This is a genomic window from Streptomyces sp. NPDC002845 (assembly GCF_053591955.1).
In genome coordinates this window covers 1-21,041 of the sequence record NZ_JBSFUU010000096.1, presented here as the reverse complement: position 1 = coordinate 21,041, position 21,041 = coordinate 1, and the positions used below count along the sequence as shown (strand labels likewise).

Here is a 21,041-nt window from a genome sequence, read left to right as displayed (position 1 = left end):
CTGATCATCGCGTGCCTACGGTCGGAAAAGAGGTGCACGGCGGGGAGGTTCAGGCATGGCGGGACAAGGCCGTCAGGCACCGGACGACGGCCAGGGGGCGCGGGACGAGGCCCTGGTGAGCGTCCGGGATCTGGCGGGGCGGCCGCGCGGTACGGGCTTCGTGGCGGACCATCATGGCACGGTCGTCACGAGCCACGAGGCGGTCGACGGGCTCGCCCGGCTGGTGCTGCACACCTCCGGGGACCGCATGTGCGTCGTCACCGCCGACGCGGTGACCCCCCTGCCCGCCCTGGACCTCGCGCTCATCCGCACCCAGGGCCTCGGCCTCGACCCGCTCCCCGTCACCGTGCGGAAGGCCGTCGACACGGGCACGTACGTCCGTATCGCCGCCGGCGGCTGGCGCGAGGCCCGGGTGCTCGGCGCCGGCGACGTGACCTACACGGCCACCGACGGCTTCCATCTCGTGGGCGAGGCACTGGAGCTGGCCATCGGCACCGCCGGACGCGACGCGCTGCGGCTGGGCGGCGGAGCCGCCGGCGGACCCGTCCTCGACGCCTCGACCGGGGCGGTGCTGGCCGTGCTCGGTACGGCGCTCCAGGCCGAGCACCGGACGCCGGGCTTCGCCGTGCCGTTGCGCGCGGCCGACGGGCCGCTGGCGGAGCTCCTGGCGCGCAACGCGGCCACCGTGCCCGCGTACGGCGCCGACCTGAACCTGGCGGGAGTGCTGGAGCTCACGGCGACCTCGGTGGGGTCGGACGGGCCGAGGGGGTGTACCGGGGGCGGGGACCGGCCCGGTCCGGCGTGCCCGGAAGCCGATCCCGTCGAACGAGCCGAAGTCGTACGGGAGTTCACGGCCTTCACCGACGGTCCCGCCGCCGTCCTCGGCCTCGTCGGTCCCCCCGGCAGCGGCCGTACGACGGAACTGGCGGCCCTCGCCGCCCGCCGGGCCCGGGGCCCGGAACCGGCGCCGACGCTGTGGCTGCGGGGCGCCGATCTGCTGGCCGACGACGAGTCCGTGGCCGACGCGGCGCGGCGCGCCCTGGAGCGGGCGGGACGGATCGTGGCCGCCTCCAGGGGGCAACGGGGGCAACGGGGAGAGCGAGAAGAGCGGGCGACGGCAGAGCTGCTCCCACCCGGCGGCTACGACGGCGAACTCGGCGACATCGGTCCTGCACGCCTCGCCCGGCTCGCGCGCGCCGCCGGACGGCCCCTGTTGCTCCTCCTCGACGGCCCCGAGGAGATGCCGCCCGCTCTCGCCCACCGGCTGCCGGAGTGGACCGAGGGCACGGCCGAGTGGCTGTGGGCGACCGGGGCGCGGCTCGTGGTGGCGTGCCGGGCGGAGTACTGGGAGCCGGCGGGGGCCGAGTTCCCGGGGGAACTGCTCCACGGCTCGCACCGGTCGGGGTTGCCCCTCTGCGTCCGGATCGGGGAGCTGACCGAGGGGGAGGCGCGGCGCGCCCGGTCGCGGTACGGGATTCCCGAGGGGGTGCTCGCCGACGCCGACGCCCGGCATCCGCTGACGCTGCGGCTGCTGTCGGAGGTGCGGGCGGCGCTGCCGGAGGGGGAGACGGCCGGCACGGGTACCGTGGCCCGGCCCGACCGACATGACGTCTTCTCCGCCTACCTCGACCTGATGTGCCTGCGCGTCGCCGTGCGGCTCGCCGCCGAGAACGGGCTGCGCGGCACAGCCGTACGGCGTCTCGCGGCCCAGGTGTCCGGGCAGGTGCACGAGGCGGCGCGGCGGTGCCTGGGGCCGGGGCAGGGGGAGTTGGGCCGGGCCTCGTTCGAGTCCGTGTTCCCGTGGGGGCCGGTGCCGCGGCGGCTCGGCAGCACCACCGGCTGGGCCTCCGCCGTGCTCACCGAGGGGCTGCTCGTCCCGGCGGGCAACGGCTACCGCTTCGCCCACGAGGAGCTCGCCGACTGGATCCAGGGCGCGCACCTGGACCTGGACGCGGCCCTGCACGCGCTGGTGTACCGAGGGCGCGTCCCGAGGGGACCCCGGCCCCAGAAGGCCACCCGTGTCCTTCCCGTCCCCCGCCACCGCATCGGCCCCGTCGTCCAGGCACTCCTCCACCTCGCCCGCGAACACGGCCCCCTCGAACTCGCCCAGTACCTGGAGGACCTGCTCCACGCCGTCGACGCCTTCCTCCCGGAGCGCCCCGCCCCGCCCGACGACCCCACCTGGTGGGCCACGCACCTCATCGGCGAGACCCTGCTGCGCGTGCCCGACGCGCGCCCGTATGTCGGGCTGCTGCGGCTCCTCACCGAGTGGATCGGCGCGTGGCGGGTCCAGGGGCGAGGGGTGCCGGGGGAGTTCGGGCCGGAGTTCTGGGAGGCCCTGCCGCTGCCCGGGCCGGAGCGGCTCGACCTGCTGCGGCGCCTGGTCGTCGCCGACCCGCCCACGGGCGAGGGCCCGCGCTACCTCGATGCCGCCTCCCGGCTCCTCGCCGCCGACCCCGCCGCCGTACAACGGCAGCTGACCCGGTGGTTCGCCGACGAACGCCCGCTGACCGCGACACCCGACGCGACCGTGGCGAGGGCGGCGCAGGCGCTGCTGCACACGCACCGGCGGCGGGCGCTGGACGACCTGACGGAGGCACTGGTGGACAGCGCGCACCGGCGCGGCGACGAACTCCTCGCCGTACTGGCGGAAGAGGAGCCCTCGGCGGTGTGCCGGGCCGTCGACCGGTGGGCGCACGACGAGCGCCCGGCACGGCGGGTGGCGGCGATCGCGTACGGGCTGCGGGCCGCACCCCACGTCCGCACGGAGGCCGACCGCGAACTGCTCCGCTACGCCGCCCTCGCGCTGCTGGCCCGCCCCGCCGACGTCACCCTGCACGGCGGCGCGCTCGCCCTCCTCGTACGTGACGACCGCACACGCGCCCGCCATCTGCCGGAAGCCCTGGAGCGCTTCGCGGCGGGCGATCCGCAGCTGCCCGCGAGCGCGCTGGTGCCCGCGCTCGACACCGACCCGGAACCGGTGCTCGACGCCTTCCGCGCACGCCTGCGCGCAACAGCAACAGCAACCGCCAACGCCAACGCCACTGGGACTGTCGCGGAGTGCGGCCCCGGCGGCGTGCTGCGGACCCTCGCCGAGATCACGACCCCCGCCCTCGCCCGCCGGGTCACCGCCCTCGTCCGTGAGGCGGTGGAGCTGCGGCCGGAGTCGGCCGCGCAGGTCGCCGCGTACGTCGACCGGCGCCTCGACCAGGACCCCGGCGCACGCGCGGTGCTCTTCCCGCTGGTCAGCGGCCTGCTGGACGGCGGCCCCCGGCAGGTGCGGGCCGCCCTGGCGACGGTGCTCGCGGCACCCGGCACCCCGGAGTCCCGCGAGCTGCGGCGCGAGCTGCTGGACCTGCTGATGGCGACCGAGAGGGACCCGTCCGTACTGGACGCCCTGCTCCGCGCCGCCGCCACCCGCGGGGCCGGTGACGACGCCAGGGAACTGGTGCGCGGCGTGGGCCTGCTCCTCGTCCGTACGCCCGAAGGGGCCACCGGCTTCGACTGGGGCCTCGTCGACCTGGCCCGCCATGTCCCGGGCTTCGCCGCACGGGTGGCGGGCTGGCTGAGCGAGACGCCGGAGGACTGGGCCGCGGTGGTCGGCCCGAGCGCCCGGCGGATGATCGAGAACCTCGCGGGGGTACGGGTCCCGGCGTGACCCGCGTGGGTACACGCGCTTCCACGTGCCTCCGGTCACAGCCCCGATGCCGATGCGATCCGTGGGCACCCGGCATGGCACCCTTAGACCTGCGTACGAGGCAACACGGACACGGGTTCGACGTTCGACAAGGAGCAGTCACAGTGCAGCGCTGGCGTGGCTTGGAGGACATCCCCCAGGACTGGGGGCGCAGCGTCGTCACCATCGGCTCCTACGACGGGGTGCACCGAGGGCACCAGCTGATCATCCGGCATGCCGTGGACCGCGCCCGCGAGCTGGGCGTCCCCGCCGTGGTCGTCACCTTCGACCCGCACCCCAGCGAGGTCGTCCGCCCCGGCAGCCACCCCCCGCTGCTCGCCCCGCACCACCGCCGCGCCGAACTGATGGGCGAGCTGGGCGTGGACGCCGTCCTCATCCTCCCCTTCACCACGGAGTTCTCCCGCCTCTCGCCCGCCGACTTCGTCGTCAAGGTCCTGGTCGACAAGCTGCACGCCAAGGCCGTCGTCGAGGGCCCCAACTTCCGCTTCGGCCACCGGGCCGCCGGCGACGTGGCGTTCCTGGCCGAGCAGGGCAAGACGTACGACTTCGAGGTCGAGATCGTCGACCTCTACGTGTCCGGCGAGGCGGGCGGCGGCGAACCCTTCTCCTCCACCCTCACCCGGCGACTGATCGCCGAGGGGGACGTCGAGGGCGCGCACGAGATCCTCGGACGCCCGCACCGCGTCGAGGGCGTCGTCGTCCGCGGCGCCCAGCGAGGACGGGAACTCGGCTTCCCCACCGCCAACGTGGAGACCCTCCCGCACACCGCCATCCCGGCCGACGGCGTGTACGCCGGCTGGCTGCACGTCGACGGCGAGGCGATGCCCGCGGCGATCTCCGTCGGAACCAACCCCCAGTTCGACGGAACCGAACGGACGGTGGAGGCGTACGCCATCGACCGGGTCGGCCTCGACCTGTACGGCCTGCACGTCGCCGTCGACTTCCTGGCCTTCGTGCGGGGCCAGGCGAAGTTCGACTCGCTGGAGGCCTTGCTGGAGGCGATGGGGGACGATGTGAAGCGGTGCCGGGAGCTGATCGCGGAGTACGAGGGGAAGTAAGAGCCTCGTACGTACGTTCCGTTCGCTTCGTTCGTACGAACGGCCCGCACCGTTGGTGAACGGTGCGGGCCCTTTGCCGTTGTTGTTGCTACTGCTGCGGGGGTGCCGGCGGGGGCTGCTGCTGGGCCTGGCCCGGATGCGGTGGGTAGGGCTGACCGGGCTGGTAGGGCTGGCCCGGGCCCGGCTGCGGGTACGGCTGACCGGGCTGGGCCGGGGGCTGAGGCTGGGCCTGGCCCGGCTGGGGGTACGGGTACGGCTGCTGCGGGGGCTGGCCTTGCTGTGGGTGCTGGGGGTAGGGCTGACCCGGGACCGGTGGCTGGCCCTGGGCGCCCGGCACGGGTGGCTGGCCGGGGAGGTGCTGGCCCGGCAGCGGCGGGGCGGCGACCGGCGGCGGGTTGCCGTCCGACGTCCACAGCCCGTGCATCTGCTGGTGCCGGACGAAGTCCTCGGCGACCAGCGCCGCGAGGTTGAAGTACGCCTCCCGCACCTTCGGACGCATCATGTCGAGGTTGACCTCGGCACCGGCGGCCAGGTGCTCGTCGAAGGGGACCACGACGACACCCCGGCAGCGCGTCTCGAAGTGGGCGACGATGTCGTCCACCTTGATCATCTTGCCGGTCTCGCGTACCCCGGAGATGACGGTGAGGGACCGCGAGACGAGATCCGCGTACCCGTGCGCGGACAGCCAGTCCAGCGTCGTGCTGGCGCTGCTCGCACCGTCCACGGACGGCGTCGAGATGATGATGAGCTGGTCGGCGAGGTCGAGTACGCCACGCATGGCGCTGTAGAGCAGACCGGTACCCGAGTCGGTGAGGATGACCGGGTACTGCTTCCCGAGCACGTCGATGGCGCGCCGGTAGTCCTCGTCGTTGAAGGTGGTCGAGACGGCCGGGTCGACGTCGTTGGCGATGATCTCGAGACCGGACGGCGCCTGGGACGTGAACCGCCGGATATCCATGTACGAGTTGAGGTACGGGATCGCCTGGACGAGGTCACGGATGGTGGCGCCGGTCTCACGGCGGACGCGGCGGCCGAGCGTACCGGCGTCCGGGTTGGCGTCGATCGCGAGGATCTTGTCCTGCCGTTCGGTGGCGAGCGTGGAGCCGAGGGCGGTGGTCGTGGTCGTCTTGCCCACGCCGCCCTTGAGGCTGATGACGGCGATGCGGTAGCACGACAGCACCGGCGTCCGGATCAGCTCCAGCTTCCGCTGCCGCTCGGCCTCTTCCTTCTTCCCACCGATCTTGAACCGGCCTCCGGCCGCCGGACGGCTGCTCTTCGCCTTCTGCTTCTTGCTGTTGAGCAGCCGGTCGGACGACAGCTCCACAGCAGCCGTGTAACCGAGCGGCGCGGCACCGGGGTTGGTGGGCTGCCGCTGATCGTGCTGCACGGGCTGCGGCCAGGCGGCACCGGTACGCGGGTCGACCGGGGGCTGGGGCTGTGCCTGTCCGGGGGCTCCGGGGGCCGGGGGCTGTTGGGCGCCGTGAGGGGGCTGCGGCTGGGGGGCGGGTTGGCCCGGTACGGGGTACTGGGTGGGCGGTTGGGGGTGCGGCTGCTGCCGGGGGTCGGGCTGGGGGTGCGGCTGCGGCTGAGCGGGGGGCGCTGCCGGTTGCGGCTGGGCCTCGGGCTGTGCGGGGGGTGCCGCCTGTTGGGTCTGTGGCTGTGGCTGTGGCTGGGCCTGTGGCTGGGGAGCCTGCGGCTGCTGGGGGAAACCGTAACCGCCCGGCTGGGCGGGGGAGTTGGGGGCGCCGGGGTGCGGGAAGCCGTAGCCCTGGGGTGGAGTGGGGGGCTTGGGGGTTTCCTGGACGGGTGCCTGGCCTTGCTCGGCCGGAGCTTGGGCGGCGGGCTGTGGGAAGCCGTAACCCGGTCCCTGCGCGGGGGCGTTGGGTGCGACAGGAGTTGGCGGGGGCGGGAAGCCGTAGCCCTGTGCCGGAGCCGTGGGCTTGGGCGCGTCCTGGGCGGGCGCCTGGTCCTGGGGGGCCTGGGCAGGCGTGGTGGCTTGGGAGGGTTGTGGGAAGCCGTAGCCGGGGCCCTGCGCGGGGGTGTTGGGTGTGACGGGGGCTTGTGGGGGCGGGAAGCCGTAGCTCTGGGGCGGAGCCGTGGGCTTGGGGGTGTCCTGGGCGGGCGTCTGACCCTGGTCGGCCGGAGCTTGGGCGGTGGGCTGGGCGGGTTGTGGGAAGCCGTAACCCGGGCCCTGCGCGGGGGTGTTGGGTGCGACAGGAGCTTGCGGGGGCGGGAAGCCGTAGCCCTGGGGTTGGGCGGGAGGCTGGGGGGCTTCCTGGGCGGGGGCCGCCGGGGTCGCGGGGGCGGTGGGCTGCGGGAAGCCGTAACCGGAGCCCTGGGCCGGAGCCGTGGGCTTGGGAGCCTCCTGGGCCGGAGCACCGGGCTGGGGAGAGCCGTAACCGGCGTTCTGCGCGGAGGCGTTGGGCGCGGGCGACGGGAAGCCGTAGCCCTGCTGAGCCGGGGCGGCGGCCCCGGGAGTCTGCTGGGCCGGAGCGGCGGGGTGCGGGAAGCCGTAACTCCCGGGCTGCGCCTGGGCGGACCCGGTGGAAGCCGGAGCGTCACCGGCCGGAGGCGAAGTCGGAGCAGGGGGCGGCTCAGCGGCAGCCGGGGCCTGCGGCGGCGTCTGCAGCGGGTACTCCGCGGCGGGCGCGGGCTCTTCGGCGGAGGCCGGAGCCGGCGCCTCGGGTGCGGCGGGCCACGCCGGAGGCGACGACTGCGGAGCCTGCGGCTGAGGCGGCTGCCCGAACGGCGGTACCGGCGGCTGTGCCGGCGCCGGAGCGGCCGACTGCTCGGCCTCGGCCGAGGCGGGCTGCGTCGCGGCGGGCCACTGGGCCGCGGGTGCGGGCGCAGCGGGCTGGTACGCGGGCGGGAGCGGCGGAAGCCCGCCCTGCGGCACCGGCGGCGGTGCCCAGGCCGGAGGCGCGTCCTGTACGGGGTCGGAGTTCGGCACGGCGTCCTCGGGCTCGGCGTCCCGCGGTTCGTCGTCCACGATCTCGGCGTCCACGATCTCGTCCTCGACGTCATCGTCCTCGGCGGCCACGGCAGTGTCGTCCGAACCGTCGTCCGAGTCACCGGAGTTGTCCATGTCGACGTCATCCGCGACGGTTACGGCATCGGAGGCGTCGCCGTCCTCGGCGGTCTCCTCGGCCACGGCGTCTTCCACGTCATCGGCGTCGCTGTCGGCCTCCGCCACCTCCGCCGACTCGGGCATCGCGCCCTCGACTTCCGGGGCGTCACCACCGTCACCCGTACCGTCCACCGAATCCGTACCGCCCGCCGAGAAGTCCTCCTCGGCGGCGGATTCGGCTGCGTCGGCCTCGTCCTCGGGCCCGTCCGGCGCGGTTGTCCGCTCCGCGATCTCCCGCTTCAGGGCAACAGGGGAGATCCGCATGGTCGCGCCGCTCTCCAGGTCGCGGCTGTCGTCCGCCTCCACGTCCTCGGCGGGTGCAACCGGAGCCGCTGGTGCAGCCGGAGGAGCCGGAGGCGTCCAGTTCCCCACAGGAAGGTTCGGCACGGCGGACGGGCTCCCCGCATCCGTGGCAGGCGGAGCCGCGGGCGCACCCGGCGTACCCCACGCCGGCTCGAACCCGCTCCCCACCGGAAGCCTGGGCACGGCGACGGGCCCCCCGGCCGGCGGCGCAGAAGGAGTACCGGTCCCGGCCCCCTCGGCCGAGGCGGGAGCCACCGGCGTAACCGGCGCAACCGGCGGTGCCATCGGCGCAGGGGGCGCAACCGGCGCGGAAGCAGCGGCGCCAGGCCCGGCCGGATCCTCCGCGGCCGCGTCCGAGCCGGCCTCGGACGCCGTGGCCCCCTCGGCTTCCTCAGTCTCCTCGGTCTCGGCCTCGGCGGAACTCTCCGCAGCCTCTTGCCCCGAACTCGCCGTCGAACTCCCCGACGCGTTCTGCGTATACCAAGCGGGTGGCGCGTAGTCGAGGGTGAACTCGCCCGTCGTCTCGACGGCGGACTCCGCGTCGGACTGGTCATCGCCGGGTGTGGCCCAGCCCCCGCGGATCCCGTCCCGATCGCTGTTCACAATTCCTCCTGTGTGGTCGAGCACCCTCATGCCGTGCTGGGCTCATGCCTTTCGGGGGCGACCGTTGTCGTCGTCCGAAGTGGTTCTGATCCGCCCGGCTCTCCCCCAGGGGTGCGATCACTCCGCCCAAGGTTCCGGCGTCGCGCCCCACCCCAGCCTAATCACCACAACCACCCCCGCGGCAGGCCCGTCCACAGCCGCGCGCCCGTCCAGTACGTCACAGCCTGCCCAGAAGTGACGTGGCAACGTCCAGTCATGGACAGCAAAGTGGACAAAACAAGCTCCTGAAACGCAACGGACACGGAAGAGGGACCGCCGCGCCCCGCGCGCCGGTCCCTCACCGTTACGGCTTCTGCTCCGCCGCTCCACCTACTCCACTACTCCGCCGCAAGCCCTCCGTTGTGCGGCGCCGGCTCCAGATCGAACTCGCCGTCCCGCGCCCCGAGAACGAAGGCCCGCCACTCGGCCTCGGTGTAGCGCAGCACCGTGTCCGGGTCGAGCGACGACCGCATGGCCACCGCGCCCCCCGGGAGGTACGCGATCTCCACCCGCTCCTCGTGCTCCTCCGTACCGGGCGCGCTGTGCCACTCGACCCCTGAGATGTCGAGGGCGTACAGCTCGTCCTTCTCGCGCTCCTTGCGCGCCTTGACGTCGTTGTCCTCTGCCCCGGCCATGTCCAGGCGGCCCCTTCCCCACGTACGCATCACGAAATGTACGAACCACGCACTGTGCGAACCGCGCACTGCACGTGTTCACGAACTGTGCGGTCACCCTATGCGCTCGCCCGTGGCGCGTACCACGAAACAAATGGTCATACCCTCGTACGAGCCCCGCGCACGGAACCGGCGGGACCGAGCCCTCATCAGCCCTGGTACGCTGTGTGACGGCCGTTTGTGTACGCGCCCCCGGACCGCCCCTCAGGGCTCTGGAGGCCGCGCCCAGCGGATCCCCGCCTCCCGAGTAACGGAAGGTCCCCTGAGACGAAGACCAGGGGCGCTCGGTGGCATCAAGAAGACTCAAGAGGAGTACGCGTGTCGCTCGACGCCGCTACGAAGAAGCAGATCATGTCCGAGTTCGGTACCAAGGAGGGCGACACCGGCTCCCCCGAGGTCCAGGTTGCCCTGCTGTCGCGTCGGATCTCCGACCTGACCGAGCACCTCAAGACCCACAAGCACGACCACCACTCCCGCCGTGGTCTGCTGATCCTGGTCGGCCAGCGTCGCCGCCTGCTGCAGTACCTGGCCAAGAAGGACATCCAGCGCTTCCGTACGCTGGTCGACCGCCTCGGCATCCGCCGTGGTGCGGCGGGCGCCAAGTAAGACGCCGTGAAGGGAGCGGTTCCCACGGAATGGGGAGCCGCTCCTTTTGCTGTACGTGCGGGAACGTGCGGACTGTCACTGCCCCTTTGTAGTGTGGTAGCACAACACAAGACGTACGACGCAGTGTGACCGGTGCCCGGCAGGACCGGGCGGGGTCACGCACAACGAACGAGGAGAAGCGCACCTCGCCGCCGCCGGTCCTCGGTAGTGGCCCCCGGGGGGAAGCGAGCCCCGGGTGCTTCGATCGAAGACCGGCCCGCACAAGACGGAGCGCTTCTCCGCCACCGTCCCCCTGCCACACGGGCAGCCACGGGACGAAAGACGATAAGTAACGGAGAAAACGCTGGTGGAGAACGAGACCCACTACGCCGAGGCCGTCATTGACAACGGCTCTTTCGGCACCCGCACGATCCGCTTCGAGACGGGCCGCTTGGCCAGGCAGGCCGCCGGTTCCGCCGTGGCGTACCTGGACGACGACACCATGGTGCTGTCGGCCACCACCGCCTCCAAGAACCCCAAGGACCAGCTCGACTTCTTCCCCCTGACGGTGGACGTCGAGGAGCGCATGTACGCGGCCGGGAAGATCCCCGGTTCCTTCTTCCGCCGTGAGGGCCGGCCCTCCGAGGACGCCATCCTCACCTGCCGCCTCATCGACCGCCCGCTGCGCCCGTCCTTCAAGAAGGGCCTGCGCAACGAGATCCAGGTCGTCGCCACGATCATGGCGCTCAACCCCGACCACCTGTACGACGTTGTGGCGATCAACGCCGCGTCCGCGTCCACGCAGCTGGCCGGTCTGCCCTTCTCCGGCCCGATCGGCGGCGTCCGCGTCGCACTGATCCGCGGCCAGTGGGTGGCGTTCCCGACGCACACCGAGCTTGAGGACGCCGTCTTCGACATGGTCGTCGCGGGCCGCACCCTTGAGGACGGCGACGTCGCGATCATGATGGTCGAGGCCGAGGCCACCGACCAGACGATCCAGCTGGTCAAGGGCGGTGTCGAGGCTCCCACCGAGGAGGTCGTCGCCGCCGGTCTGGACGCCGCGAAGCCCTTCATCAAGGTCCTGTGCAAGGCCCAGGCCGACCTCGCCGCGAAGGCCGCCAAGCCGACCGCCGAGTTCCCGATCTTCCTGGACTACCAGGACGACGTCCTGGAGGCGCTCACCACCGCCGTCAAGGACGAGCTCGCCGCCGCGCTGACCATCGCCGGCAAGCAGGAGCGCGAGACCGAGCTGGACCGCGTCAAGGGCCTGGCCGCCGAGAAGCTGCTCCCGCAGTTCGAGGGCCGCGAGAAGGAGATCTCCGCCGCGTACCGCTCGCTGACCAAGACCCTGGTCCGTGAGCGCGTCATCAAGGAGAAGAAGCGCATCGACGGCCGTGGGGTGACGGACATCCGTACCCTCGCCGCCGAGGTCGAGGCCATCCCGCGGGTCCACGGTTCCGCGCTGTTCGAGCGTGGCGAGACCCAGATCCTGGGCGTCACCACCCTGAACATGCTCCGCATGGAGCAGATGCTGGACACCCTCTCCCCGGTGACCCGCAAGCGCTACATGCACAACTACAACTTCCCGCCGTACTCCACCGGTGAGACCGGCCGCGTCGGCTCCCCGAAGCGCCGCGAGATCGGCCACGGCGCCCTCGCCGAGCGCGCGCTCCTCCCGGTGCTGCCGACGCGCGAGGAGTTCCCGTACGCGATCCGTCAGGTGTCCGAGGCCCTCGGCTCCAACGGCTCGACGTCCATGGGCTCGGTCTGTGCCTCCACCATGTCGCTGCTGAACGCCGGTGTGCCGCTGAAGGCCCCGGTCGCCGGTATCGCCATGGGTCTGATCTCCCAGGAGATCGACGGCGAGACGCACTACGTGACGCTGACGGACATCCTCGGCGCCGAGGACGCGTTCGGCGACATGGACTTCAAGGTCGCCGGCACGAAGGAGTTCGTGACCGCCCTCCAGCTCGACACCAAGCTGGACGGCATCCCGGCCTCCGTCCTGGCCGCCGCCCTGAAGCAGGCCCGTGACGCCCGCCTCCACATCCTCGACGTGATGATGGAAGCGATCGACACCCCGGACGAGATGTCCCCCAACGCCCCGCGGATCATCACCGTGAAGATCCCCGTGGACAAGATCGGCGAGGTCATCGGCCCCAAGGGCAAGATGATCAACCAGATCCAGGAGGACACCGGCGCCGACATCACGATCGAGGACGACGGCACGATCTACATCGGCGCGGTCGACGGACCGTCCGCCGAGGCCGCCCGCACCACGATCAACGGCATCGCCAACCCGACCATGCCGGAGGTCGGCGAGCGCTACCTGGGCACGGTCGTCAAGACGACCACCTTCGGCGCGTTCGTCTCGCTGCTCCCCGGCAAGGACGGCCTGCTGCACATCTCGCAGATCCGCAAGCTCGCCGGCGGCAAGCGCGTGGAGAACGTCGAGGACGTCCTCGGTGTGGGCCACAAGGTCCAGGTCGAGATCGCCGAGATCGACTCCCGCGGCAAGCTCTCCCTGATCCCGGTCATCGAGGGCGAAGAGGGCGACGAGAAGAAGGACGACACCGACAAGTGACGTCCCGTAGCTCCACGGCGACGGCCCGCTCCTCCCCGGAGGCGCGGGCCGTCGCCCGTACCCAAACCCTGATCAAGGGCACCAACGGCATCGGCACGGTCCGCAAGACCACCCTCCCCGGCGGCCTGCGCATCGTCACGGAGACCCTCCCGTCCGTACGCTCCGCGACCTTCGGCATCTGGGCGCACGTCGGCTCCCGCGACGAGACGCCGTCCCTGAACGGCGCCACGCACTACCTGGAGCACCTGCTCTTCAAGGGCACGTCACGCCGTAGCGCGCTGGACATCTCCTCCGCGATCGACGCGGTCGGCGGCGAGATGAACGCGTTCACGGCCAAGGAGTACACGTGCTACTACGCGCGCGTGCTCGACGCCGACCTCCCGCTCGCCATCGACGTCGTCTGCGACATGCTCACCGGCTCGCTGATCCTCGAAGAGGACGTCGACGTCGAGCGCGGCGCCATCCTCGAAGAGATCGCGATGACCGAGGACGACCCGGGCGACTGCGTGCACGACCTGTTCGCGCACACCATGTTCGGCGACAACCCCCTCGGCCGCCCGGTCCTCGGCACGGTCGACACGGTCAACGCCCTCACCGCGGACCGCATCCGCCGCTTCTACAGGAAGCACTACGACCCGACCCACCTCGTGGTCGCGGCCGCCGGCAACGTCGACCACAACAAGGTCGTACGAAAGGTCCGCGCGGCCTTCGAGAAGGCGGGCGCCCTGAAGCGGCCGGACGCCAGCCCGATCGCCCCGCGCGACGGCCGGCGCACCATCCGCACGGCCGGCCGGCTCGAACTCCTCGCCCGCAAGACCGAGCAGGCGCACGTCGTCCTCGGCATGCCCGGCCTCGCCCGCACCGACGAGCGCCGCTGGGCCCTCGGCGTGCTCAACACCGCGCTCGGCGGCGGCATGTCGTCCCGCCTCTTCCAGGAGGTCCGGGAGAAGCGCGGCCTGGCGTACAGCGTGTACTCGTACACCTCGGGCTTCGCCGACTGCGGCCTCTTCGGTGTCTACGCCGGCTGCCGTCCGTCCCAGGTCCACGACGTGCTGAAGATCTGCCGCGACGAGCTCGACCAGGTCGCCGAGCACGGTCTGCCGGACGACGAGATCGACCGGGCCATCGGCCAGCTGCGGGGCTCCACGGTCCTCGGCCTGGAGGACACCGGCGCGCTCATGAACCGTATCGGCAAGAGCGAGCTGTGCTGGGGCGAGCAGATGTCCGTCGACGAGATGCTGACCCGGATAGCCATGGTCACTCCGGACGACGTCCGCGCGGTCGCCCGCGACATCCTGGGGCAGCGGCCCTCGCTGTCGGTCATCGGCCCGCTGAAGGACAAGCAGGCGTCCCGTCTGCACGAAGCCGTCGCCTAAGTCGCCTAACCCCGTATCCGGTAAGGAAGCAAGAACATGAGCAAGCTGCGCGTGGCGGTCCTCGGTGCCAAGGGCCGCATCGGATCAGAGGCGGTACGGGCCGTCGAGGCGGCCGAGGACATGGAACTGGTGGCCGCCCTCGGCCGGGGCGACGATCTTCAGACGCTGGCCGAGACCGGCGCCCAGGTCGCCGTCGAACTCACCACGCCCGCCTCGGTCATGGACAACCTCGACTACTGCGTACGCCACGGCATCCACGCGGTCGTCGGGACGACGGGCTGGACCGACGAGCGCCTCGCGCAGCTGAAGGGCTGGCTGGCCCAGTCCCCTCGGACAGGCGTGCTCATCGCGCCGAACTTCTCCATCGGGGCCGTGCTGACCATGAAGTTCGCGCAGATCGCGGCGCCCTACTTCGAGTCCGTCGAGGTCGTCGAGCTGCACCACCCGAACAAGGTGGACGCCCCCAGCGGCACCGCCACGCGCACCGCTCAGCTCATCGCCGAGGCACGGGCCAAGGCGGGCTCCGCCCCGGCGCCGGACGCCACGGTGACCGCTCTGGACGGGGCCCGCGGCGCGAACGTCGACGGGGTTCCGGTGCACGCGGTCCGCCTCCGGGGTCTCCTCGCCCACCAGGAGGTCCTGCTCGGCGGCGAGGGCGAGACGCTCACCGTCCGCCATGACTCCCTCCACCACAGCAGCTTCATGCCGGGCATCCTGCTCGGCGCCCGCCGCGTCGTGACCACCCCGGGCCTCACCTTCGGCCTGGAACACTTCCTCGACCTGGGCTGACCGACATGCGAGCGAAGATCACATACGCCGTCACGGCCGCCGTCCTGGTCGTCTACTTCGTCCTGGTCGGCAGCCGCGGCGTCATGCTCATAGAGGTCGGTACGCCCGTCACGATCACCTTCGGCGTCGCGGTGCTCGTGCTGCCGGTGATCGGCATCTGGTTCCTGTGGAAGAACACCCAGTTCGTCCGCAAGGCCAACCAGCTCGCCGCCGAACTCGACGCCGAGGGCGGCCTGCCCGTCGACGAGCTGAAACGCACGCCGGGCGGCCGCATCGACCGCGACTCGGCCGACGAGGTCTTCGCCAGGCGCAAGGCCGAGACCGAGGACGCCCCCGACGACTGGCGCAGCTGGTTCCGCCTCGCCGTCGCCTACCACGACGCCCGCGACACACCCCGGGCCCGCAAGGCGATGCAGAGGGCGATAGCACTGCACGACGGAAAACCGGTCCAGACAGCCTGACACCGCTCCAACACGTTGGGGGCCGGTCCGTACGAACACGGACCGGCCCCCAACGTGCTGCTCCGCTCAGACCCGCCCGTACTCCGAGGCCCACGCCTCCACCGCGTCCGCGGCCCGGTCGAAGGCCTCCATACGTGCGAAGAAGTCCGCGTTGTGCGTGGTCATCAGCGGGGACACGTCCTCGGGGGCACGGTCCCTGCGGACGAGGACCAGCGCCTGCCCCTGCACCGTGCGCGGCAGCCCCAGCCAGCGCACCGGCTGCTGGACCGTACGAGCCGTGACGATCCGCTCCCAGGGCACCGTACGCGTGCTGAAGAAGCCCACCTGCCGCAGTCCCCGCGCGCTCACCCAGGTGCCCGCACGCAGCAGCCGCAGGGCGCAGGCGATGACGAACAGCGCCGCCCCGAAGCAGATCGCGCCGGCGCCGACGGTGCCGGTCGCCGCGATGATGACCGCGGCGAACAGGATGTACGAGGCGAGCAGCAGCAGGAGCGCCGCCGCGCCCACCCGCCACGGCCCGGGCCGGTAGGGGCGCCGCCAGCGTTCGCGGTCGTCGTACGGCAATGGCTGGTCGTCAGCCCGCTCGTCGAAGGTGCGGTCCGCGGTCAGGAAGGGCAGGGGCACGGCTGGTCCTCACTCATCCACGCATGGGTACTGCCGGGTGAGGCTATCGAGCCGGGTTCCCGCTCACTACCTCCGGGGGGCCAAGGGCGCGGGGGAGGCCCTCATGAAGTACCCGTTTCATCGATTTCGCAGAAGTACGCAGAGAATGTCGCAGCCCGCCACCGAACGCCCGTTGTCGGTGCCGGGCCGTAGAGTGGGCGCCGCCCGAGAGCAGCGATGGGAAGGACCTTCCGAGCCGTGACCGACACCCCGGCCGACGACCGCAAACCCAGTTTCCGCAGCGATGTCACCGTCGAGTTGGTGAAGCACAGCGCGGCCGATTCGGACGTGCTGTGGGCCGCCCGCGTCTCCACCGCCGGCGAGCAGTCTCTGGACGAGCTGAAGAAGGACCCGGAGCGCTCCAAGGGTCTGATCAACTACCTGATGCGGGATCGGCACGGCAGCCCCTTCGAACACAACTCGATGACCTTCTTCATCAGCGCCCCGATCTTCGTCTTCCGCGAGTTCATGCGCCACCGCGTGGGCTGGTGCATCGCGGGTGACACTGAGATCACGCTGGAGAGCGAGGCCGGGAATCCTCGGCGGCGTACCATCGCCGAGCTCTACGAGCTCTGGCATTTCGGTGTCGAAGACCGGCTTCCGCACTCCGCCGGTGGCGTGACCTGGCACAGCCGGGCCGGAAAGTGGATGGCCCAGGTCCGGCGCGGTGAGGAGAACCACTACCTGGGCCTCTACGAGAGCCGCGAGGCAGCCGAGTCCGCCGTGGCGGAGTTCCGGGAACTGCACCCCGGTACCCGGATGCGGAAGCTCGAATCGGTGCGTCGCGGTCACGTCCGCTGCTACGACGAGGAGACGCTGCTCGCACAGAGGGCCAGGATCGTCGACGTCATCCAGTCCGGCATCAAGCCCCTGATCAAGATCACTACGGCATCCGGCAAGACACTCCGCTGTACCGTCGACCACGCGGTGTTCACCCCTGAGGGCTGGTGCAAGGCCGGGGAACTCGCCGTCGGCGACATGGTCATGGCTGCGGGGACGACACCGCGCCCGTCACAGGCACTGATCCCGCCGAGCCTTCGGCGCGGCATCGGTGTGTGGGCCTCCATGCAGCGGGAGCGCCTGATCAAGGAGATCGACACCTGCCACCTGTGCGGCAAGGACTTCCCCCGCGAGGAACTCGCCCTGGACCATGTCGTTCCCGTGGCGGGCAACCTGACCCAGGCCCTCGACGAGAAGAACCTCGCGCCTGCCTGTGAGCCCTGCCATGCGGTCAAGAGCACCGGAGAGCAGGCCCTGGCCGAGTGCGGAGGCAAGATCGCCACAGCCGTTCCGGACCGCATCCTCGCGATCGACGAAGACGGCGAGGAGATGACGTACGACCTCTCCGTGGAAGGCCCCTGGCACAACTTCCTCGCCGACGGAATCGTTGTGCACAACTCCTACAACGAGGAGTCCGGTCGCTACCGGGAACTCCAGCCGGTCTTCTACGTCCCCGACGAGTCCCGCAAGCTCGTCCAGGAGGGCCGCCCCGGCAAGTACGTCTTCGTGGAGGGCACCCAGGCCCAGCAGGAGCTGGTCGGCCGCGTGATGGATGACTCGTACGTGCACGCGTACGAGGCGTACCAGGAGATGCTCGGCGCCGGTGTCGCCCGAGAGGTGGCCCGCGCGGTCCTCCCGGTCGGCCTCTACTCCTCGATGTACGCCACCTGCAACGCCCGCTCGCTGATGCACTTCCTCGGTCTGCGCACCCAGCACGAGCTCGCCAAGGTCCCGTCCTTCCCGCAGCGGGAGATCGAGATGGTCGGCGAGAAGATGGAGGCCGAGTGGGCCAGGCTCATGCCGCTCACGTACGCCGCGTTCAACGCCAACGGGCGGGTTGCGCCGTAGCGAACAGCCGTATTCCACCGGGGCACAGATGTACGCATCGGTCGAGCGAAGTGTCCGTATTGCGGCATTTCGCGAAGTTCATCTAGCCTGATCAATGGACCCGGCACTGCTTGAACCCCCGAGCAGGCAGTGCCGGGCTCCACCTTTGTCCGGACTTATCCCCTCCTCCGAGGGCAGACCGCGCCCTGAGCACCGAGTAGCGTGTTACCCATGGCTCCGACCTCCACTCCGCAGACCCCCTTCGGGCGGGTCCTCACCGCCATGGTCACGCCCTTCACGGCGGACGGCGCACTCGACCTCGACGGCGCACAGCGGCTCGCCACCCACCTGGTGGACGCAGGCAACGACGGCCTGATCATCAACGGCACCACCGGCGAGTCCCCCACCACCAGTGACGCGGAGAAATCGGACCTCGTACGAGCCGTCCTGGAGGCAGTCGGAGACCGGGCCCACATCGTCGCCGGCGTCGGCACCAACGACACCCACCACAGCATCGGGCTCGCCCGCGCCGCCGAGAAGGTGGGCGCGCACGGCCTGCTCGTCGTCACGCCGTACTACAACAAGCCCCCGCAGGAGGGCCTGTACCGCCACTTCACGGCCGTCGCCGACGCCGCCGAGCTGCCGGTCATGCTCTACGACATCCCCGGCCGCAGCGGCGTCCCGATCAACACCGAGACGCTCGTCCGCCTCGCCGAGCACCCGCGGATCGTCGCCAACAAGGACGCCAAGGGCGACCTAGGCCGCGCCGGCTGGGCCATCGCCCGCTCCGGCCTCGCCTGGTACTCCGGCGACGACATGCTGAACCTGCCCCTGCTCTCCGTGGGAGCGGTCGGCTTCGTCTCGGTCGTCGGCCACGTCGTCACCCCCGAGCTGCGCGCACTCGTCGAGGCGTACACCTCCGGCGACGTACAGAAGGCCACCGAGATCCACCAGAAGCTGCTCCCGGTCTTCACCGGCATGTTCCGCACCCAGGGCGTGATGACCACCAAGGCGGCGCTCGCTCTGCAGGGTCTGCCTGCCGGGCCCCTGCGCGCCCCCATGGTCGAGCTCACGCCCCAGGAGATCGAGCAGCTCAAGATCGATCTTGCCGCGGGCGGGGTACAGCTCTGACATCGGACTTCACAACTGAATACGCAGGACGAAGGCGCCTGCACTCCACCAATAACTGCTTTTGCACGAACGTCATGCGCGCCACGTGCCCTACAGGTACGTGGCGCGTGTGGTGAGGAGAGTCTTTTGAGTCATCCGCATCCTGAACTCGGCCCGCCGCCGATGCTCCCCGAGAGCGGCCTGCGGGTCACCCCGCTCGGCGGCCTCGGTGAAATCGGCCGGAACATGACCGTCTTCGAGCACGGCGGCCGCCTGCTGATCGTCGACTGTGGAGTGCTCTTCCCCGAGGAGGAGCAGCCCGGAATCGACCTGATCCTGCCGGACTTCTCGTCCATCAGGGACCGCCTCGACGACATCGAGGGCATCGTGCTGACGCACGGCCACGAGGACCACATCGGCGGCGTCCCGTACCTCCTGCGCGAGAAGCCGGACATCCCGCTGATCGGCTCCAAGCTGACCCTCGCCCTCATCGAGGCGAAGCTGCAGGAACATCGCATCCGCCCGTACACCCTTGAGGTGGCCGAGGGGAACCGCGAGCGCATCGGCCCCTTCGACTGCGAGTTCGTCGCCGTCAACCACTCCATCCCGGACGCCCTCGCGGTCGCCATCCGCACCTCCGCGGGCCTGGTGGTCCACACAGGCGACTTCAAGATGGACCAGCTCCCGCTGGACAACCGTCTGACGGATCTACACGCGTTCGCACGGCTGAGCGAGGAAGGCATCGACCTCCTCCTCGCCGACTCGACGAACGCAGAGGTCCCCGGCTTTGTCCCGCCCGAGCGCGACATCTCCAACGTCCTGCGCCAGGTCTTCGCGAACGCCCGCAAGCGGATCATCGTGGCGAGCTTCGCCAGCCACATCCACCGCATCCAGCAGATCCTGGACGCGGCGCACGAGTACGGCCGCCGGGTCGCCTTCGTCGGCCGCTCGATGGTCCGCAACATGGGCATCGCGCGGGACCTGGGCTACCTGAAGGTCCCGCCGGGCCTGGTGGTCGACGTCAAGACGCTCGACGACCTGCCGGACGACGAGGTCGTGCTCGTCTGTACGGGCTCGCAGGGCGAACCGATGGCGGCCCTGTCCCGCATGGCCAACCGGGACCACCAGATCCGCATCGTCCAGGGCGACACGGTGATCCTGGCGTCGTCGCTGATCCCCGGCAACGAGAACGCGGTGTACCGGGTCATCAACGGCCTGACCCGCTGGGGCGCCAACGTCGTCCACAAGGGCAACGCCAAGGTGCACGTCTCGGGCCACGCCTCGGCCGGCGAGCTGCTGTACTTCTACAACATCTGCAGGCCGCGCAACCTGATGCCGGTCCACGGCGAGTGGCGCCACCTCCGCGCCAACGCCGAGCTGGGCGCCCTGACCGGCGTCCCGCACGACCGCATCGTCATCGCCGAGGACGGTGTGGTGGTCGACCTGGTGGAGGGCAAGGCCAAGATCTCCGGCAAGGTCCAGGCCGGTTACGTGTACGTCGACGGCCTCTCGGTCGGTGATGTGGGCGAGCCCGCGCTCAAGGACCGCAAGATCCTCGGTGACGAGGGCATCATCTCGGTCTTCGTGGTCGTGGACTCCTCCACCGGAAAGATCACCGGCGGCCCGCACATGCAGGCTCGCGGCTCCGGTATCGAGGACTCCGCCTTCGCCGAGGTCATCCCGAAGATCACCGAAGTCCTGGAGAGGTCCGCCCAGGACGGGGTCGTCGAGCCCCACCAGCTGCAACAACTCGTCCGCCGTACCCTGGGCAAGTGGGTCTCCGACACCTATCGCCGGCGCCCGATGATCCTGCCGGTCGTGGTCGAGGTCTGACCTGCCGCAGGCGTGAACTCGGAGCGGGGCACCTCGATTTGCATCGGGGCGCCCCGCTCCAGTACGTTTACGGCTCCGCCGAAGGGGAACTCGAGTGCTCCGTGCATCAGGGAGCACCTCCCGGACGGAGCGGGAATTCCGACTCAGAATCTTCTGATAAAGTCGGAGCCGCTGGAAAGGGAAACGCGAAAGCGGGAACCTGGAAAGCGGAATCCCATCGACAGGGAATCGGATCGGAAAGCGGATCTGATAGAGTCGGAAACGCAAGACCGGAGGGAAGCGCCCGGAGGAAAGCCGCGAGAGTGAGTCTCT

Annotated in this window: 12 protein-coding genes and 3 pseudogenes; 12 read left to right on the top strand and 3 right to left on the bottom strand. The window is 71.0% G+C overall.

Annotation, left to right across the window (positions count from 1 at the left end):
- Positions 1–55: 55 nt before the first annotated feature.
- Both ACWD3C_RS41520 and ACWD3C_RS41515 read left to right on the top strand, forming a co-directional pair.
- Positions 56–3,658: a trypsin-like peptidase domain-containing protein gene (locus ACWD3C_RS41520; protein ID WP_451152727.1), complete on the top strand. Its 3,603-nt coding sequence runs from the start codon at positions 56–58 to the stop codon at positions 3,656–3,658.
- A 143-nt stretch (positions 3,659–3,801) separates the two neighbouring features.
- The gene (locus ACWD3C_RS41515) at positions 3,802–4,755 is read left to right on the top strand and encodes a bifunctional riboflavin kinase/FAD synthetase (protein ID WP_451152725.1); all 954 of its coding nucleotides are present in this window, start codon (positions 3,802–3,804) and stop codon (positions 4,753–4,755) included.
- An 88-nt stretch (positions 4,756–4,843) separates the two neighbouring features.
- On the opposite strand, the gene ACWD3C_RS41510 is transcribed toward ACWD3C_RS41515, so the two are convergent.
- Together ACWD3C_RS41510 and ACWD3C_RS41505 are read right to left on the bottom strand one after the other, a co-directional pair.
- Positions 4,844–8,818: an SCO5717 family growth-regulating ATPase gene (locus ACWD3C_RS41510; RefSeq protein WP_451152723.1), complete on the bottom strand. Its 3,975-nt coding sequence runs from the start codon at positions 8,816–8,818 to the stop codon at positions 4,844–4,846.
- 347 nt (positions 8,819–9,165) lie between these two features.
- Positions 9,166–9,462: a DUF397 domain-containing protein gene (locus ACWD3C_RS41505; protein WP_451152721.1), complete on the bottom strand. Its 297-nt coding sequence runs from the start codon at positions 9,460–9,462 to the stop codon at positions 9,166–9,168.
- A gap of 357 nt (positions 9,463–9,819) precedes the next feature.
- Between ACWD3C_RS41505 and rpsO the strand changes: the two genes are divergently transcribed.
- The 5 genes from rpsO to ACWD3C_RS41480 all read left to right on the top strand — a co-directional run bounded on the left by rpsO (position 9,820) and on the right by ACWD3C_RS41480 (position 15,296).
- Positions 9,820–10,107 (top strand): 30S ribosomal protein S15, encoded by a 288-nt coding sequence (gene rpsO / locus ACWD3C_RS41500; protein ID WP_059415298.1) that lies wholly within the window; start codon positions 9,820–9,822, stop codon positions 10,105–10,107.
- A gap of 346 nt (positions 10,108–10,453) precedes the next feature.
- Positions 10,454–12,670: a polyribonucleotide nucleotidyltransferase gene (locus ACWD3C_RS41495; RefSeq protein WP_451152719.1), complete on the top strand. Its 2,217-nt coding sequence runs from the start codon at positions 10,454–10,456 to the stop codon at positions 12,668–12,670.
- Positions 12,667–14,046 (top strand): M16 family metallopeptidase, encoded by a 1,380-nt coding sequence (locus ACWD3C_RS41490; protein WP_451152717.1) that lies wholly within the window; start codon positions 12,667–12,669, stop codon positions 14,044–14,046. Before ACWD3C_RS41495 ends, ACWD3C_RS41490 begins: the two co-directional genes overlap by 4 nt.
- Before the next feature lie 36 nt (positions 14,047–14,082).
- The gene (dapB, locus tag ACWD3C_RS41485) at positions 14,083–14,835 is read left to right on the top strand and encodes a 4-hydroxy-tetrahydrodipicolinate reductase (protein ID WP_451152715.1); all 753 of its coding nucleotides are present in this window, start codon (positions 14,083–14,085) and stop codon (positions 14,833–14,835) included.
- A 5-nt stretch (positions 14,836–14,840) separates the two neighbouring features.
- Positions 14,841–15,296 carry a hypothetical protein gene (locus ACWD3C_RS41480; protein ID WP_451152713.1) on the top strand — a complete coding sequence of 152 codons (456 nt, stop codon included), beginning with the start codon at positions 14,841–14,843 and terminating at the stop codon, positions 15,294–15,296.
- 66 nt (positions 15,297–15,362) lie between these two features.
- Here ACWD3C_RS41480 and ACWD3C_RS41475 read toward each other — a convergent pair whose 3' ends face one another.
- Positions 15,363–15,920: a hypothetical protein gene (locus ACWD3C_RS41475; protein WP_451152711.1), complete on the bottom strand. Its 558-nt coding sequence runs from the start codon at positions 15,918–15,920 to the stop codon at positions 15,363–15,365.
- Positions 15,921–16,157: 237 nt separating this feature from the next.
- On the opposite strand from ACWD3C_RS41475, the pseudogene ACWD3C_RS41470 reads away from it, so the two are divergent.
- From ACWD3C_RS41470 to ACWD3C_RS41450, 5 genes and pseudogenes are all read left to right on the top strand, one after another.
- Positions 16,158–16,448: pseudogene (locus ACWD3C_RS41470) on the top strand (FAD-dependent thymidylate synthase); the annotation flags it as partial.
- Positions 16,428–17,354: pseudogene (locus tag ACWD3C_RS41465) on the top strand (HNH endonuclease); the annotation flags it as partial. The pseudogenes ACWD3C_RS41470 and ACWD3C_RS41465, both read left to right, overlap by 21 nt.
- Positions 17,355–17,357: 3 nt before the next feature.
- Positions 17,358–17,807, top strand: a pseudogene (thyX, locus tag ACWD3C_RS41460) (FAD-dependent thymidylate synthase); the annotation flags it as partial.
- 210 nt (positions 17,808–18,017) lie between these two features.
- A complete protein-coding gene (gene dapA, locus ACWD3C_RS41455) occupies positions 18,018–18,917 on the top strand; it encodes a 4-hydroxy-tetrahydrodipicolinate synthase (RefSeq protein ID WP_451152709.1) in 900 nt (299 codons plus the stop codon).
- A 126-nt stretch (positions 18,918–19,043) separates the two neighbouring features.
- Positions 19,044–20,729, top strand: coding sequence for a ribonuclease J (locus ACWD3C_RS41450; RefSeq protein ID WP_451152707.1), 1,686 nt, complete (start codon positions 19,044–19,046; stop codon positions 20,727–20,729).
- Positions 20,730–21,041 lie beyond the last annotated feature (312 nt).

Bases quoted from the DNA above. Each gene is read 5' to 3' on its own strand.
- ACWD3C_RS41520 (WP_451152727.1), top strand. From the start codon at position 56: ATGGCGGGACAAGGCCGTCAGGCACCGGACGACGGCCAGGGGGCGCGG.
- ACWD3C_RS41510 (WP_451152723.1), bottom strand. From the start codon at position 8,818: ATGAGGGTGCTCGACCACACAGGAGGAATTGTGAACAGCGATCGGGAC.
- ACWD3C_RS41505 (WP_451152721.1), bottom strand. From the start codon at position 9,462: ATGGCCGGGGCAGAGGACAACGACGTCAAGGCGCGCAAGGAGCGCGAG.
- dapB (WP_451152715.1), top strand. From the start codon at position 14,083: ATGAGCAAGCTGCGCGTGGCGGTCCTCGGTGCCAAGGGCCGCATCGGA.
- ACWD3C_RS41480 (WP_451152713.1), top strand. From the start codon at position 14,841: ATGCGAGCGAAGATCACATACGCCGTCACGGCCGCCGTCCTGGTCGTC.
- dapA (WP_451152709.1), top strand. From the start codon at position 18,018: ATGGCTCCGACCTCCACTCCGCAGACCCCCTTCGGGCGGGTCCTCACC.